A 15848-nucleotide genomic window follows, 5' to 3' on the forward strand; every position below is an offset into this window, starting at 1 on the left:
TTAACCTCGCATTTTAAACTTAGCTATAAAAAAGCCGTCACTACCATAACTATCAGGTAAAATTTTCAGCATCCCTTGTGTTGCTTTAAGTTTACCCGCAGTGAAAGGTTGTAATTCAAACTGAGTATGACTTTTTAGAAAAGCCTTAACAACGTCTTCATCTTCTTCTTGAGTAATAGTACAAGTAGAATAAACCAATTCACCATCTCGACTTAACAACGTACTTACATGGTCTAAAATATCCAATTGTATTTTTTGTAATTTGACTAAATCCTGTAATGTTTTAGTATAACGAATTTCTGGTTTTCTTCTTATAAGACCTAATCCAGAACACGGAGCATCCACCAAGATTTTATCAAATTGTCCTTTTTTAAATGTTTGATCAGCTTTTCTGGCATCCATCGTTTTAACGTTTATTCTTGATTCAACTTTCATTCTTTTACCATTTTGCTTAACCAAACGCAGTTTGTTTTTGTGAATATCAAGAGCAGTAACATAACCATGTTTTAGCTTTTCAGCAATTTGAATAGTTTTTCCACCTGGTGCACTACATGCATCAAGAACTTCTTCATTACCTGCAAAAGTGAAAGCACTTACTGCCAAACTAGCAGCTTCGTCTTGAATTGTCAATTTTCCTTCTTTAAATAGGGAAGTTTTAAAGACACCACCACGTGCTAAAACCAGTTCATCATCAGCAATTTGAGATTCATTAGGAAAAAATCCTAATTTAGTTAATTCTTCTTTGATCAAATTATAATCAGTTAAACCTGAAACTCTAACAGTATTTTTTGCTGGTTTATTGATACTTGACAAGATAGAAGCTGTTCTGCTCTCACCCCAATTATTAATAAGGTACTGAACTAGCCACTGGGGAGTACTTTCTTTAACACTTAAAAAAAGCACTTTACCTTTATCATCAGGTAAAATCTGTCCCCTTCTTAAGAAAGCACGTAAAATACCATTAACAATCTTAAATCCAGCCGAATGCTTTCTACCAAATTCCTTAGCCAAATTATTAGCTTCGTTTAGAACGGCTCGATCTGGTATGCTGTTCATAAATAAAATTTGATAGGCGGACATTAGTAGCAATGGCAAAAGATAATCTTCTTTAAGTTCAGTTTTTAATAAACCTTGAAACTGATATTCCAAATATATTTTTTCCTGAATAGTGCCATACACGATTCGTGTCGCCAAATTTTGGTCAGCCTGAGACAGCTTCGTTTCCTGCAAACTATTGTTAAAACTGATATTTGAATAAGAGCCATCACGAAATACTCGAATCAAGGTTGCAAGTGCTACCGAACGTGCACTTTTATGAGCTGACAATCTTATCACCTTTACTGAAGTTTTTACCCTGACCGTTCAAAAAACTTTTAATTACCATTTTTTTCTTACCAGAAGGCTGAACTTCAAGTAAATTCAAAACGGTATGATTAGCAAAACTGATTGCAAATCGTTTTTTATTATCAACAACAACTCCAGCAGGAAATGCAGTCGTATCGCCAGCAACTTCAGCTTGCCATATTTTAAATCTTTTACCATCAATGAGCAAATAAGCTCCTGGATCAGGATTAAGACCTCGAATTAAATTATTAGCCTCAGTCGCGGTCATATTTAATTTTATTTGTTCCTGTTTTTTGCTGATATTTGGTGAAAAAACCACTTTATTTTCATCTTGCGCTGTCTTTTTCTGCGGATCAGCAATAATTTGCGGCAAAGTTTGGATTAGCAAGTCACGACCTAAAAGAGATAGTTTTTCAAATAAGGTTCCTGCATTATCTTCTTTTTGAATATCTATTGCTTTTTGGGCATAAATACCACCAGCATCCATTTGCTTAACCATTTCCATAATGGTGACCCCAGTTTGTTGATCACCGTTAATAAGAGCATATTGAATTGGAGCGCCACCACGATATTTTGGTAATAGAGAGCCATGAACGTTAACAGCAGCAATTTTTGCCGATTGCAGAAATTTACTAGGCAAAAACTGACCATAAGCAGCAGTGATGATTAAATCAGCGTGCATTTTTATTAAAGCAGCTAATTCAGCTGATTTTCCCAAATGTTCAGGCTGAAAAACGGGTAAATTCAGTTTCTTAGCTAAAATCTTAACCGGAGTTTCAGTAACTTTTTGTTTTCGTCCAACTTTTTTATCAGGTTGAGTAACCACGGCTTTTATTTCAAAATCATTCTCTGAAAGAGCCTTTAAAATTGGTACAGCAAATTTAGGAGTTCCTAAAAAAATTATTGATGTCATTAATCATTTCCCCTTTACATTATGCGCTCTGGTTCATTATCAATATAAACAGACAAACCATATTTTTTAACCTTTTGCGCTGAGTCTTGAATTTGGTGTAATAACTTGTTTAAATTATCCTCTTTTTTATATTTTACCAGTATTTGATAATAATATTGATTTTTTAAGCGAGAAATTGCACTAGGGGTTGGACCTAAAATTATTGTTGACTTGTGTAATTTTGGTTGTAACCATTTTTTGATTTTAAAAGCTTCTCTAGCAGCATTTTGTTCTTTTTTTTCCGCAACAGAAATTAACACTGTATAAAAATAAGGCGGATAATTACCGGTATGTCGAACACGCATCTCATATTGATAAAACTGTTCATAATCCTGAGTTTCAGCTAACTTAATGGCATAATGATCAGGGTTAAAAGTTTGAATAATTACTTCTCCTTTCTTTTGGGCCCTTCCAGCCCGGCCTGCAACCTGTGTTAACAACTCAAACGTTCTTTCAGAGGCGTTGTAATCTGGTAACCACAGACCCGTGTCAGCATTAACAACACCTACTAATGTCACATTGGGAAAATCCAGTCCTTTTGCAATCATTTGCGTACCAAGCAGGATATCTGCCTCATGATTGCCAAAGCTGTCTAAAATTCTTTTAAATGCTCCTTTTCTTCTTGTAGTATCAACATCCATACGCAAAATACGGCAACCAGGTATTATTTTTTCTAATTCTGTCATAACTTTTTGTGTACCAGTACCTAAAAAGCGGATTTTTGTGCTTTGACAATTAGGACATTTTTCAGGAATGGCAGTAGAAAAGCCACAATAATGACACTGCATTTTATTTGTATCTTTATGCATTGTCAAAGAGAGGTCGCAATTTGGACATTTCATGACGTAACCGCAATCACGACACAACATAAAGTTAGCAAAACCTCTCCTATTTAACATTAAAATAACTTGCTCTTTTTTCGCAATTCTTTTTTTTATTGCCTCAACGAGTTGAATGGAAAGGTCAAATTGTCCACCACTAAAATGCGCTTTTTTTAAATCAATTAAATTAACTTCTGGCAAACTTTGCTGGTTAGCACGATGTGGTAGTTGTAACAGCTGGTATACACCTTTTTGTGCTCTGGCTCTGCTCCCTAGTGAAGGTGTTGCACTGCCCAACACAAGTGGGCAGGAATTATAGTTGCTGCGCCAAATTGCGACATCTCTTGCGTGATAACGTGGATTATCTTCTTGTTTATAAGAACTTTCATGCTCTTCATCGATTACTATTAAACCAATATTTTTTAAAGGTGCGAAGACTGCGCTTCGTGCGCCAACAACAACGCGAACTTCGCCACGGCGTATGCGACGCCATTCGTCATACATTTCTCCTTCAGAAAGCCCACTATGTAAAACAGCTACTTGCTGGCCAAAACGATTTTTTACTTGACCTACCATTTGCGGAGTTAAGGATATTTCTGGAACCATCATTAAAGCATTTTTTCCAGCCTTTAAGGTAGTACTTATAGCATTTAGGTAAACTTCTGTCTTACCACTGCCAGTAACACCTTCTAATAAAAACGTACGTGACTTTTTTGCAATAATTGCTGGCTCTATTTCAGCTAATGCTTCCTTTTGTTCAGGGTTAAGTTTGATTTTTTTATCTGCTTTTTTCTCTTTATCATATATTGTGAGTGGATTACGATAAATTTCTGACTCCCGTTTTTTGAGCCAGCCACTTTTAACAGCATTTGTTAATGAAACAGTATTAACATGCGCATTGTTTTCAATTTCTTTTTGCATTTGGGGAAATTTATCGTAGTTTTCAATTATATACATTATGAGCTGCTTTTGTTTAACAGCATTCTTTCTCAAAGTTTCATAAATATTTATATAGCCTTTTTTAGTATTCGATAATGAATATTCGTTTTCAGTTTTGATCCGAGCTCTATTTTCAACAACATATTCAATTTTGGCAACATTTGTTCGTAATAATTTGCGAATTTTCGCAATTTGGTTATTATCCGTAATTTTATTTAAATCTAACGGTTCACCTTGGAAAATGCTCATTTTTTTAGCTGTTGAAGATTCTGGTACCAAAATTTTACGATAATTAGCACGCATGACTCTAGGAAGCATAGTTTTCAGAATAGTGATTCGATAAGAATAAACATGATCAGCCAAATTTTTTGATAATTTAATTAATTCCGAAGTCAGAGGTGGCATTTCATCAACTACCAAAAGCAAGTCTTTTAATTTACCCTGATATTGACTTTGGTTACTTAAACCAACAACGAAACCCTGTAACTTGCGTGGGCCAAAAGGCACAAAAACTCTAGAACCAATTTCTACTTCTCCCAATTCATCAGGAATATGATATTCAAAAATGCGATCCGTTTGCTTGGCTGCAACATCAACAATAACCTGTGCAATCATTTAATCACCTTTAAAAAATGACCTCCATCTCTCTAAGGATGGAGGTCATAAAACTTTATTAATTACTGATTAACCTCACGATGTTTGGGATCAACGGTAACTTTGCCAGCTTCAATTTCTTCTAAAGCTTTGCCCACTGGTTTTTGTGATTTATAACTTTTTAAAGCTTCAGGTTCACCGTCTTCAAGTTCATGTGCTCTTTTCGCTGCAAGAACCGATAAAGAATATCTAGAATCAACCTGAGCCAACAATTTATCAATAGATGGATACGTAACTCTCAATTTAATCCTCCTTAACCATTTTGCGATAAGTATTAATGACACGTTTAACACTCACATGTTCAGCTTCAACAATCGCTTTTATATGATCAACTGCATTTGCTACAGTATCATTAACCACCGCATAATCATAATCCTGCATGACCAGAATTTCTTGACGAGCCTGTTTTATTCGACCCATAATTACATCCTCGGATTCAGTACCCCGATTTTCCAGCCTGGTATGCAAAGTATGTAAATCAGGTGGCGTTAAAAATATAAAGACGCCATCAGGCATTTGTTTTCTAACTTTCTTAGCACCATTGACATCAATTTCCAGCAAGACGTCTTTACCTGCGTCCAGCATCTTTTCAACAGGAGCCATAGGAGTGCCATAAAAATTATTTACATATTGATTATACTCCAAAAGTTCATTTTGATTGATCGCCTGCTTAAATCGCTCTTGACTAACAAAATAATAATCCTTGCCGTTTACTTCGCCTGGCCTGGGCTTTCTTGTAGTCATTGATACTGAATATTCAAACGGAAATACTTTATTTTTCACTATTGCACTTTTAACGGTTCCCTTACCAACTCCCGAGGGACCAGAAAGGACAAGTAACAAACCTTTTTCTGTCATGCCATACTCCCTTAATAAAAGCTATTGTATTTAGTTTGCACTAAAATGAAAATATTTTCAAGTTATGTCTTTTTAATAAATCAAAATTCTCCTAAAAAATTTTGATTAAATACTTGTTTTTTGGAACAAATGTTCTTATAATATTATTTGTCAAACAAATGTTCGGTCAACTCTAAAGGGGTGGTTTGATGAAAAACTCGCTTAAGAAAATTTATCACTATTTCTTCGATTATGATGAAGATAAATTAAGTATTTACAGCCAATATTACTATGAAATATTAACTGATCTTAATAGTGCCCTACTACACCGCTCCTATGTATTGGTAAGTTATCAGGATGGAACGAGTGAAATCGGGCAAATCATAAAACGCATTTCTGCAGGTCGTTTTATTTTGCGTTTAGCAAATAAAAAACTAATTAAAATAGTTGATATTGATACTATTTTTAGAGTCGATTTTGCATAATTAGTCTCATAAAAAATCATAACCAAGAATCAATTTGATTCTTGGTTTTTTAAATAAATAGTTTCACTCAGGATCTTGAATCCAGCATTCAAATAAACATTGATAGCTGCTCTATTTGATACATCAGCATTCAAGGCAAAAACTTTGCTACCTTCTTCCTGCAAAATTGCAATCATCTTTTTGATAAAAAAAGTACCAAAGCCTTGTCCGCGAAATGGCTTGTCAATAAACAATCCGAAGAAATAGTCCTCATTTTCACCTTGATCCACAGCGCAATAGCCGACAACTTCATTTCTTTTTAATAAGATAAAGCTTTTGGTATCTTTATCCAACAGAGAATTTTTAATGTATTTAGTAGATGTGGCAATAGCATCTCCAAAAGCATTACTGTGTGCTGCAGCAACTTGATCAACATAGTTCATTGTTAAAGGCTTAACTACTAAAACTTGGTTTAATTTGTCAGTCTTTTCAATTAGTGATGGTTCTGCAGTTCGCATGTAATAATCAGAATCTTCCGGAACAATCTTTAAACCCACTTTTTTCAAAAAGCCTGGATTTTTTTCTAAAAAAACTTTTTCTGACACAAACTCCCATTTGGAATAACCATACTGCACCATGATTTTTTTCGCATGCTCAAACATTCTTGTAGCAATTCCTTGTTTGCGAAATTCAGGATCAACTTCTAAGTTGACTTCCACTTCTTCTTCAGGTTCCTCATCTGCGTATAGCATAGTTAATCCAACTAACTTATTTCCATCATAAGCCAAAATAAAAGTTGGCATATCTTGAAAATAATTAAATTGATTGCTCAAATAAAAATCTGAATATGTTTTATCAGCTTTTTTGACTCTTTCTGTTAATTCATTCGCCTGCCTTTGTTCTTTTTCATTTAAGTTTACTTTTTCAACGATTATCATTTCTTCTTCCTTTTAAAACTTTTCATTAGATCCTTGGCATTTTGTTTAGCTGCTTGTGTTACATCACTACCTGCCATCATTTCGGCAATTGCAGTTACAGTTTCTTCTTGAGTTAATGGACCTATTTGTGTGTATGTAGCACCATCTTCAACTTTTTTGGCAACTAGGTATTTTTGATCACTGGCTGCAGCAACCTGTGGTGAGTGTGTTATAGCGATTACTTGTTTATTTTCACCGATTGAATGTAATTTTTGACCTATTGCTGCAGAAACGCGACCGGAAACGCCAGTATCAATTTCATCAAAAATCATTGTTCCTACAGGTTCAACTTTGCTAAAAATTGCTTTCAATGCCAGTATCAGCCGTGACTGTTCACCACCAGATACGATCTTGACCAGAGGCATTAGTTCTTCGCCGGGATTTGGTGCTATTAAGAAGACAATATTATCAGTGCCTTTATTACTAAAAGTTTTCGTAGTCGAAAAATCAATACTAAAACGGGCTTTTGCCATGTATAAATCTGATAGTTCCTGCTTGATTTTACTTTCAAGTGTTGCAGCTACTTTTTTTCTTGTCTCATGGAGATTTTGTGCTTCAGTCTTCAGTTTATCTTCCAGAACTTTAAACTGCTTTTGCAACTTTTCTTCATCAAGTCCACCTGTCTCATACTGACTCAATTCTTTTTGAATTTTGGCATAAAATGTGAAAACATCTTCTAAAGAAGGACCATATTTTTTCTTTAATGAATTAAGTAAATCTAACCTGTTTGAAACGTACTGAAATCTTTCCTCATCAAAGTCCATTTCATCGAGTACATTTGATAATTCGCTTCGGGCGTCACTTAATGCAAAAACTCCATCATCTATAGTTTTAGCAATATCTTTGAATTTAGCACCATATTCTGTTAACTCATTTGCTGCACTTTGGGCATTATCCAATAAAGTTTCAATGCCATGGTCTTCATCGTCATATAATTGCATTAAATAGTTGGCTGTATCGACGATTTTTTGATAATTATTTAGTTCGTTATATTCTTCTTCTAGCTGTTCATCTTCATGAGGATCTTGCAGATCAGCTTTGGACAATTCATCATTCTGAAAAGATAATATATCTTGCTTTTGAGCTAGTTCCTGGGCATCTTTATGCAAATGATTAATTTGAGAAGTTAATTTTTGCCATTTTTTAAAATTATCCTGATAAAGATTAAGTTCCTCTTTAAATTCTACAGGAGCATAATTATCGACCAGATCGATTTGTCGATCTTGATCCATCAATATTTGTTGATCATTTTGACCATGAATATCAACCAGAAAATTACCTAATTCTTTCAATACATTAATTGTAGTTAATTGTCCATTTATTCGAACAATATTTCTTCCCTTAGCAGCTATTTCCCGGCTGATAATTAATTGCTTATCTGCATCAGGTATACCGTACTTTTCGCAAATTGCATCAATTTTTTTAGATTCATGATCAACATCAAATAAGCCTGTAATGACAGCCTTTTTTTCACCACTACGGATCATTTCTTTTTGACTGCGACTTCCCATTAATAATGAAACTGCATCGATAATAATTGATTTACCCGCACCAGTTTCACCTATTAGCACAGTCATATTTTCTTGAAAGCGAACCTTCAATGCTTTAATAATTGCAAAATTTTTAATATCCAGTTCAACTAACATTTCTTTCTCCTAAAGATTGGCAACAGCCTGAGCAACTATATCTTCTGGGTTCCCAGACCATATTAATTTACCACCATCTTTTTCGTCCTTCTGTAAATGTATCAAAAACTCAATATTGCCTTTACCACCTTTTATTGGTGAATAATCAAGGTTTAGAACGTTAAAGCCATCAGCCCTTGCCTGATCAATGGTATGTCTGATAACGGCACAATGGACATCATGATCATGTACTATACCATGTTTACCGACATGTTCCGGACCAGCTTCAAATTGAGGCTTTATCAGACAAACAGCTTCACATTTATCTTTTAGAATCTGAAACATTGGTGGCATAATTAAATCTAAAGAAATAAAGGAAACATCAGTCATTGCAAAATCAGGTTGACCATGAGTAAAATCTTCAGGTTTGCTATAACGAAAATTTTGTTTTTCCATTACTACAACGCGAGGATCATCACGCAATTGCCAGGCAAGTTGATTGTAGCCTACATCAAGAGCATACACCATCTTAGCCCTGTTTTGTAAAGCAACATCAGTAAAGCCTCCAGTAGAAGCGCCTATATCAAGACAAATTTTACTGGTCAAATCAATTTGAAAAGATTTTAAGGCCTTTGCCAGTTTAAAACCACCCCTTGATACATACTTCTTATCCGATTTTTTTACAAAAAACTTTTCATCAACCGGTAAGTTAGTACCACTTTTATCAATTCTCTGATGATTATGATCTGATACTAAGCCTGCCATGATCGCCCGTTGAGCTTGAGTTCGAGAATGAAACATGCCTCGTCTGACTAATAATACATCTGCTCTTTCTTTGACCATTTACAATACCTTTTTATATAAATCAAGAAATCCAGCTAAAACATTCGCATCAACAGATTTTAAGCACTTTTGAGCATCAATCATTAAGTCAGTCAGCTCTTTACGACTTTTTGAAATACCAAGCAAAGTCAAAGTATTATTTTTGCCGCTCTCTAAATCTTTATGGGTTTTTTTCCCAGCCTCTGCAGAAGTTTCAACCACATCTACTAAATCATCATAAATTTGATATGATCGTCCAAAATCTTCAGCAAACTGAATTAGTGTCTTTTTTTGAGAAGAATCTGCATTACCGTATTCAACTGCCATTGCGACACAGGCTTTAATTAAGCAACCTGTTTTTAACCATTCCATTTTATTAATAAATGCGGAATTATTTGCGACGCTGTCATTATTAGTAGAATCAATATCTAAATATTGTCCACCAACCATGCCGTTAGGGCCAACAGCTTGGGTAATTATTTTAACTAATTTGACTGAATCACTGCCATCAGAAATCCATTCAATACCCATTGGTAATAAAGCATCTCCAGCAAGGATAGCTTCAGCTTCACCCCATTTTTTGTGACTTGTTAATTTTCCTCTCCGATAATCGTCATTATCCATAGCCGGCAAGTCATCATGAATTAACGAATAAGTGTGAATCAGCTCAATTCCACTTGCAATCCTGACTTCTTCGTCATTTATTTTTACTTTTAGTGCGTCAAGCGTTGCCAAAAAAAGTAAAGGACGTAGCCTTTTGCCTCCAGCCATTACTGAATAAGACATAATCTGACTTATTTCCTTGTCAGAAACTTCGCTTGTTAAATGCTCTTTTAAGTAATCATCTACTACCGGAGTCCATTTTTCCTTAAATTCTTTAAAATTCATTTCAAATCATCTCTATTTTTCTGGGGCAGCAGCATTATTAGGATCAAGCTTATGTTCCGTTCCATCACTATCAATTAATTTAGCTACTGTTTCTTCAGCTTCAGTTAATTTTTTATTTAAATTACGACTTAATTTGACTCCAGCTTGAAATTGTTCAAGAGCGTCTTCTAAAGGAATATCTCCATTTTCCAAGTTATTCACAATTGTTTGTAATTCAGTCAATTCCTCTTCAAAATTATTTTTCTTGGTTACCATTTTTTTCTCTCCTTATTGAACTGATAATTGCTTTTGTCAAACCATCTTTAAAATGGATACTAATTTCATCTTTTACTTTAATTTGACTTACAGAACTGACAGTTCTATTATTCTGGTCTTTTACATATGCATACCCTCTATCTAAAGTTTTAAGAGGACTGTAATCATTAAGCTGTTGACCTGTTTGACCTAAAATATTACGTTTTGCTTGTATAAAATGCTCTGTATTAGCAACTAATCTCTGATAATAAAAATCTGTTTGCTGCAAAAATGACAAAATTTTTTTATTAGGACTGACTGCAACAAGGCTTTGTTTTGCCAACTGATAATTTTGCCTTTTGCGTTCCAGCTGACGAACCATATTCTTATGAAGTCTGTCTCGTAAAAGATCTATAGTTTGTGCCTGCTCATCATATAGTCTTGCGGGTTCTCTCATGATAACAGAATTATTAATGCGATTTAAAGCATCACGACGAACCCTAATAATGTTTTGTATACTTGAAACAAGGCTGTTTTGCATTTGGCGAATATTTATCAATTCATCGGGTAAATTAGGAGTGGCATATTCGGCTGCAGCAGTTGGAGTTGCTGCTCTTACATCAGCAACTAAATCACATAGTGTAGTGTCAGTTTCGTGGCCGACAGAGGAAATAACCGGCATTTTCATATCAAATACTTGTCGTACTACGCTTTCCTCATTAAAAGGCCATAAATCTTCAAGCGATCCACCACCTCTACCAATGATCATAACGTCATATTTGTCTTTAAACTGAGCTATTTGCTTCATTGACGCTATTAATGAATCAGCAGCAGAATCTCCCTGAACTTGAGCAGGAAACAAATCTACTTCTGCATGAGGAAATCTCCTATTAACAGTTACTAAAATATCATGGATTACTGCACCAGAAGCACTTGTTACAACAGCAATGTAATCTGGATAATGGGGAAGTGGTTTTTTAAATCTCTGATCAAAAAGCCCCTCACTAGCCAGCTTTTTTTGCAGTTGCTGTAATTGTTCATATAATGCTCCTAATCCTGCAGGCTCCATAGATTCGGCATAAAATTGGTAAGAGCCTTGTGGCCCATATACGCTAACGTAGCCAGTTACATATACTTTCATGCCTTCTTCAGGCTTAAATTTCACTTTATCAAAATATGACCGAAACATGACAACATTTATCTTCGATTTTTCATCTTTTAGTGAAAAATACTGATGTGAATTACGTCGATAGCGAAAATTAGACAATTCACCTTGAAGAAAAACTTTATGTAAATAAGGATCGTTTTTAAATTTTTGGGTTATATAGTAATTTAAATCCGAAACTGTTAGGTACTTACTACTTTCCATTATTTCTCCTCGTCAACTGAACAACTTGCTCCATAAGAGACTCAACCGTAAGAGGACCTATTCCACCTGGAACTGGAGTTATGAAACTCGCAATTGGAGCAACATGCTCAAAATCAACGTCTCCAACTGTTTTGCCATTAAATCGACTTATCCCTACATCTATAATAACTGCATTTTTCTTAATCATATCAGCAGTTACTAAATTATGTTCTCCTGTTGCTGAAACCAAGATATCTGCTTTTTTGGTATACTCGGTCAAATTCTTTGTTTTTAAATGCAATATTGAAACAGTCGCATCTTTCTCAAGCAATAATGCAGCTAAAGGTTTCCCAACAATGCTGCTTCTACCTATAATAACTGCATTTTTCCCTTTTAAGTTAATATGATAGTAATCTAATAAAGCCAAAATACCGTGTGCAGTTGCGGGTTCAACAAAATGATCTCCTTGCCACAAACGACCTACATTTGCTGGTGTAAGACAATCAACATCCTTATCTGGATCAATAGCAGCTAGAGCTTCATTTAAAATGATTTGTTTCGGTACTGGCAACTGAATCATAATACCATTGACATCCTTTTCATTATTTAGGCGATCAATTAACTCTAACAAATTTTTTTGTGTCACAGTAGACGGTAATTGAAATAATTTTTGCTTAATACCAATTTGATCTGCTCTTCTTTTTTTGGTTTTTAAGTAGATTTTGCTACTTGGATCATTACCAATATTAATTACGCAAAATTGAGGTTGTATGCCTGCCTTCTTCAAATTTAAAACTTGTTTTTGAAGAACGTCAGCGCGAATATTAGCTAACTGCTTACCGTCTAAAAGTTGACCCATTTTTATACCCTTTTCTAAAAAAATAGTCGGCATAAAGCCGACTATAAGTTATTTTTAGATAAAATTTGCCAACATACCATTAATAAATGGCTTATCTTTAGGATCAGCAAACTCATCACATAAGTTCAAAGCTTCATTTACCGCAGCTTTTGGCTCAATTTCTTTACTGTATTTAATTTCATACAAAGCAACTTCCAAAATGGCCAACGAAATTTGATTAATACGATTAATTCGCCAGTTCTTTTTCAAATAGCTGGCGAGTTCACCCTTTAATTCGTCTCGTTTATTTATTACACCTTCAATTAATTCCTTTGAATAGGCAGAAAGCACTTTTAAATCAAGCATTGCGACAGTTTTAGCTTCAACTTCATTAGCCGTATATTTTAAGTCTTGATTAGACAAATAAACAGCTTGCATTGCAACTCTACGACTCTCGTGTTGATTCATTTTTACCCTTTTCATCTATGTCGGAAAATAACTTAGAGGTTCCGCTGCCGTCCTCATTATCATCGTCTGGAAATTCAAGTCCTGTAACGTGCACATTAATTTCACTAAGAGTTAAATCGGTCATCTGTAAAACCTGTTGCTTTAAAGACTTTTGCAAATCAATTGCTATTTCAGGCACATTTTTACCGGCTTCAATACTGACATAAACATCTGCAATCAAGTTATGCTCATCGTCAATATTAACAGACACGCCTCTGCCACGATCTTCTCTTCCTAAAACACGGTTAATTCCGGACTTGACGTCACCGTGCATTTCGGCAACTCCATCTACTTTTTCGGCAGCGATGCCCATAATAACTTCAAGAACACTAGGATCAATTTCAATTTCTTCGCCGTTATTTTTATCATCTAAGACAATTTTTGAACTATCTGCCATTTTTTTACCTCGAAAATTTATTTATTTGCGCGAGATACGTATGTACCATCGACAGTATTAATTACTAAAACGTCTCCCTCATTAATAAAGAAAGGTACGTTTACTACAAGGCCCGTTTCCATAGTTGCAGGCTTTCCACCACCTGATGAAGTATCACCTTTAATATTAGGCTCAGTTTTGGCAACCGTCAATTCAACAGTATTCGGTAATTGAATTCCTAAGGTTTTGCCATCATGCATAATTACACTTACATTCATATTTTCCTTTAAAAACTTGGCTTCATCTTTTACTTGTTCATTAGGAATTGCCAACTGGTCATAAGTGTTAGTGTCCATAAAAACGTAACTGGCGCCATCATTATATAGGTACTGCATAGATTTTGTTTCTATTTCTGCAGTTTCAACTTTTGCAGTAGAGCGGAAAGTATATTCCTGTACAGCACCTGTGTTCAAACTCTTTAGCTTTGAGCGAACAAATGCACTACCCTTACCTGGTTTAACATGTTGAAATTCAACAATCCGCCATAAGTCATTATTATACTTGATAGTCAAACCATTTTTAAATTCATTTACTGAAATCATTGTCATATTGAGTACCTCATCTCCATAATATTATCTTACCAATTAGTAAGCGATTTTACTATAATTATTATTTATCTTTTATAAAGAAATTAAGTTGTCTTTAGGTAAAGTAGAAAGTGTCTCAGGGGTTTGATTATGAATTAAAATGTCATCTTCAATTCTGACACCGCCTTTATTTGGCAAATAAATTCCTGGCTCAACTGTATGAACCATGTTATTAACAAGTTCTTGTTTGCCAAAAGGTAAGGCAGGTTGACATAATTCATGTATTTCTAATCCGATGCCATGACCAATCCCATGACCAAAATACTCTCCATATCCTTGTTCTGTAATGTAACTTCTGGCTGCTCGATCAACATCGCTGCCATGATTGCCTGCAATAGCAGCTTCAATACCACGCCTTTGTGCTTCATGCACAATTTCATAAATTTTGTGCATTTCCTGGTCAACTTTGCCAACAGCAACAGTTCTGGTAATATCAGCAGCATAACCATGGTAAAACGCGCCAAAATCAATTACAACCATATCGCCATCTTCAATCATTTTATCGCTGGCAACACCATGAGCCCATGCAGAACGCACCCCTGAGGCAATAATAGTATCAAAGCTAGGACCATCACCGCCATTAATTTTAAAGTAGTAATCTAATTTTGCTCCGATTTTTCGCTCAACAGCACCTGGCTTAATCAAAGGCAATATTTCATTAAAGCTATCCATTGAGATATTAATCGCTTTACGCAACGTTTCTAATTCAAGTGCGTCTTTAACATTACGGACTTGTTCGACTAATTCCTCGCATATTTCGAAATCGATACCAGGGTTTAATCTTTGCAAGTTGGCAAACTCAACTGCAGAAACGAATTCACCTTCGATTAAAACTTTTTTTAAATTTGCCTCTTTTAATTGTTTAGAAATTTCAAGGTCTTGACCTTCTTTTTTCATTACCACCTTAATTTCGCCGGGGGCCTCGGCTTTAATCTGATCATCAAATCGTGAGTCAGAAAGTAAAATTCGATCTCCTTTTGAAGTTAAAATCAATTGAGCTTCTTCACCAGTAAAATTAGTCAGGTAACGATAATTTGCTTGGTTAAAAATTAACAGTCCATCGGCATTACGTTTTTTAATTAGTTCAGTAACCTTATTTATTCGTCTGTTAAGCAGCGTTAATAGTTCTTCCTTCTCAGTCATACCCATAATCTCCTGTATATCAATCTTTAACTTAATTTTAACCCTAAAAAGAGATACAATACTAACTTATTTTTACTAAATTAAAACAGAAAAAAGACGAGAAGCATATGCTTTTCGTCTTCTTGTTTAAGAACTAAATTACTTAGCTTCTTCTTCAACCGGAATAACAGAAACTTGTTTTCTGTATTTATCTTTCCGCTCAAATTTAACTACTCCATTTACTAAGGCAAATAAAGTATCGTCTCCACCTTGACCAACGTTTTTACCAGGGTGAATCTTTGTACCACGTTGACGATAAATAATTGAACCAGCATGAATGGTTTGGCCATCTGCAGCTTTAGCACCTAAACGACGACCAGCTGAATTACGGCCATTGGCAGTAGAACCTCCACCCTTGTGGTGGGCTAATAATTTAAGATTTAAAATATTCAT

18 protein-coding genes are annotated in these 15848 nt (G+C 34.9%); 1 reads left to right on the plus strand and 17 read right to left on the minus strand.

Annotation, left to right across the window (positions count from 1 at the left end; all coding sequences use genetic code 11):
* From rsmB to gmk, 5 genes are all read right to left on the minus strand, one after another.
* Positions 1–1326, minus strand: a complete 1326-nt coding sequence (rsmB, locus tag LDM90_RS06690; RefSeq protein ID WP_223897046.1) for a 16S rRNA (cytosine(967)-C(5))-methyltransferase RsmB — start codon at positions 1324–1326, stop codon at positions 1–3.
* The gene (gene fmt, locus LDM90_RS06695) at positions 1313–2257 is read right to left on the minus strand and encodes a methionyl-tRNA formyltransferase (RefSeq protein ID WP_223897048.1); all 945 of its coding nucleotides are present in this window, start codon (positions 2255–2257) and stop codon (positions 1313–1315) included. The genes rsmB and fmt overlap by 14 nt, the downstream gene beginning before the upstream one ends.
* Before the next feature lie 14 nt (positions 2258–2271).
* The gene (gene priA / locus LDM90_RS06700; protein WP_223897050.1) at positions 2272–4671 is read right to left on the minus strand and encodes a primosomal protein N'; all 2400 of its coding nucleotides are present in this window, start codon (positions 4669–4671) and stop codon (positions 2272–2274) included.
* A 62-nt stretch (positions 4672–4733) separates the two neighbouring features.
* Positions 4734–4952 carry a DNA-directed RNA polymerase subunit omega gene (rpoZ, locus tag LDM90_RS06705; RefSeq protein ID WP_034981312.1) on the minus strand — a complete coding sequence of 73 codons (219 nt, stop codon included), beginning with the start codon at positions 4950–4952 and terminating at the stop codon, positions 4734–4736.
* A gap of 1 nt (position 4953) precedes the next feature.
* Positions 4954–5568, minus strand: coding sequence for a guanylate kinase (gene gmk, locus LDM90_RS06710; RefSeq protein ID WP_034981315.1), 615 nt, complete (start codon positions 5566–5568; stop codon positions 4954–4956).
* Positions 5569–5756: 188 nt separating this feature from the next.
* Here gmk and LDM90_RS06715 point away from each other — a divergent pair, with 188 nt between their 5' ends.
* The gene (locus LDM90_RS06715) at positions 5757–6032 is read left to right on the plus strand and encodes a hypothetical protein (protein ID WP_034981318.1); all 276 of its coding nucleotides are present in this window, start codon (positions 5757–5759) and stop codon (positions 6030–6032) included.
* A gap of 29 nt (positions 6033–6061) precedes the next feature.
* On the opposite strand, the gene LDM90_RS06720 is transcribed toward LDM90_RS06715, so the two are convergent.
* The 12 genes from LDM90_RS06720 to rpmA all read right to left on the minus strand — a co-directional run bounded on the left by LDM90_RS06720 (position 6062) and on the right by rpmA (position 15848).
* A complete protein-coding gene (locus tag LDM90_RS06720; RefSeq protein WP_223897052.1) occupies positions 6062–6949 on the minus strand; it encodes a GNAT family N-acetyltransferase in 888 nt (295 codons plus the stop codon).
* Positions 6946–8634 (minus strand): DNA repair protein RecN, encoded by a 1689-nt coding sequence (gene recN / locus LDM90_RS06725; protein WP_223897053.1) that lies wholly within the window; start codon positions 8632–8634, stop codon positions 6946–6948. The genes LDM90_RS06720 and recN overlap by 4 nt, the downstream gene beginning before the upstream one ends.
* Before the next feature lie 9 nt (positions 8635–8643).
* Entirely contained in the window at positions 8644–9456 is an 813-nt protein-coding gene (locus LDM90_RS06730) for a TlyA family RNA methyltransferase (protein ID WP_223897055.1), read from the minus strand.
* Positions 9457–10323: a polyprenyl synthetase family protein gene (locus tag LDM90_RS06735; RefSeq protein WP_223897057.1), complete on the minus strand. Its 867-nt coding sequence runs from the start codon at positions 10321–10323 to the stop codon at positions 9457–9459. It abuts the gene before it with no gap.
* A gap of 12 nt (positions 10324–10335) precedes the next feature.
* Positions 10336–10578 carry an exodeoxyribonuclease VII small subunit gene (locus tag LDM90_RS06740; protein WP_223897059.1) on the minus strand — a complete coding sequence of 81 codons (243 nt, stop codon included), beginning with the start codon at positions 10576–10578 and terminating at the stop codon, positions 10336–10338.
* Positions 10559–11926, minus strand: a complete 1368-nt coding sequence (xseA, locus tag LDM90_RS06745) for an exodeoxyribonuclease VII large subunit (protein ID WP_223897062.1) — start codon at positions 11924–11926, stop codon at positions 10559–10561. The genes LDM90_RS06740 and xseA overlap by 20 nt, the downstream gene beginning before the upstream one ends.
* Positions 11916–12764, minus strand: a complete 849-nt coding sequence (locus LDM90_RS06750) for a tetrahydrofolate dehydrogenase/cyclohydrolase catalytic domain-containing protein (protein WP_034981332.1) — start codon at positions 12762–12764, stop codon at positions 11916–11918. The genes xseA and LDM90_RS06750 overlap by 11 nt, the downstream gene beginning before the upstream one ends.
* Positions 12765–12818: 54 nt before the next feature.
* The gene (nusB, locus tag LDM90_RS06755; protein ID WP_198212075.1) at positions 12819–13211 is read right to left on the minus strand and encodes a transcription antitermination factor NusB; all 393 of its coding nucleotides are present in this window, start codon (positions 13209–13211) and stop codon (positions 12819–12821) included.
* Positions 13189–13647 carry an Asp23/Gls24 family envelope stress response protein gene (locus LDM90_RS06760; protein ID WP_223897064.1) on the minus strand — a complete coding sequence of 153 codons (459 nt, stop codon included), beginning with the start codon at positions 13645–13647 and terminating at the stop codon, positions 13189–13191. The genes nusB and LDM90_RS06760 overlap by 23 nt, the downstream gene beginning before the upstream one ends.
* 17 nt (positions 13648–13664) lie before the next feature.
* Positions 13665–14234: an elongation factor P gene (gene efp, locus LDM90_RS06765; protein ID WP_045928273.1), complete on the minus strand. Its 570-nt coding sequence runs from the start codon at positions 14232–14234 to the stop codon at positions 13665–13667.
* Between the two features lie 72 nt (positions 14235–14306).
* Positions 14307–15416: a M24 family metallopeptidase gene (locus LDM90_RS06770; protein WP_223897066.1), complete on the minus strand. Its 1110-nt coding sequence runs from the start codon at positions 15414–15416 to the stop codon at positions 14307–14309.
* A gap of 138 nt (positions 15417–15554) precedes the next feature.
* Positions 15555–15848: a 50S ribosomal protein L27 gene (gene rpmA / locus LDM90_RS06775; RefSeq protein ID WP_034981396.1), complete on the minus strand. Its 294-nt coding sequence runs from the start codon at positions 15846–15848 to the stop codon at positions 15555–15557.

Source organism: Lactobacillus huangpiensis (assembly GCF_019972815.1).
GTDB lineage: Bacteria > Bacillota > Bacilli > Lactobacillales > Lactobacillaceae > Lactobacillus > Lactobacillus huangpiensis.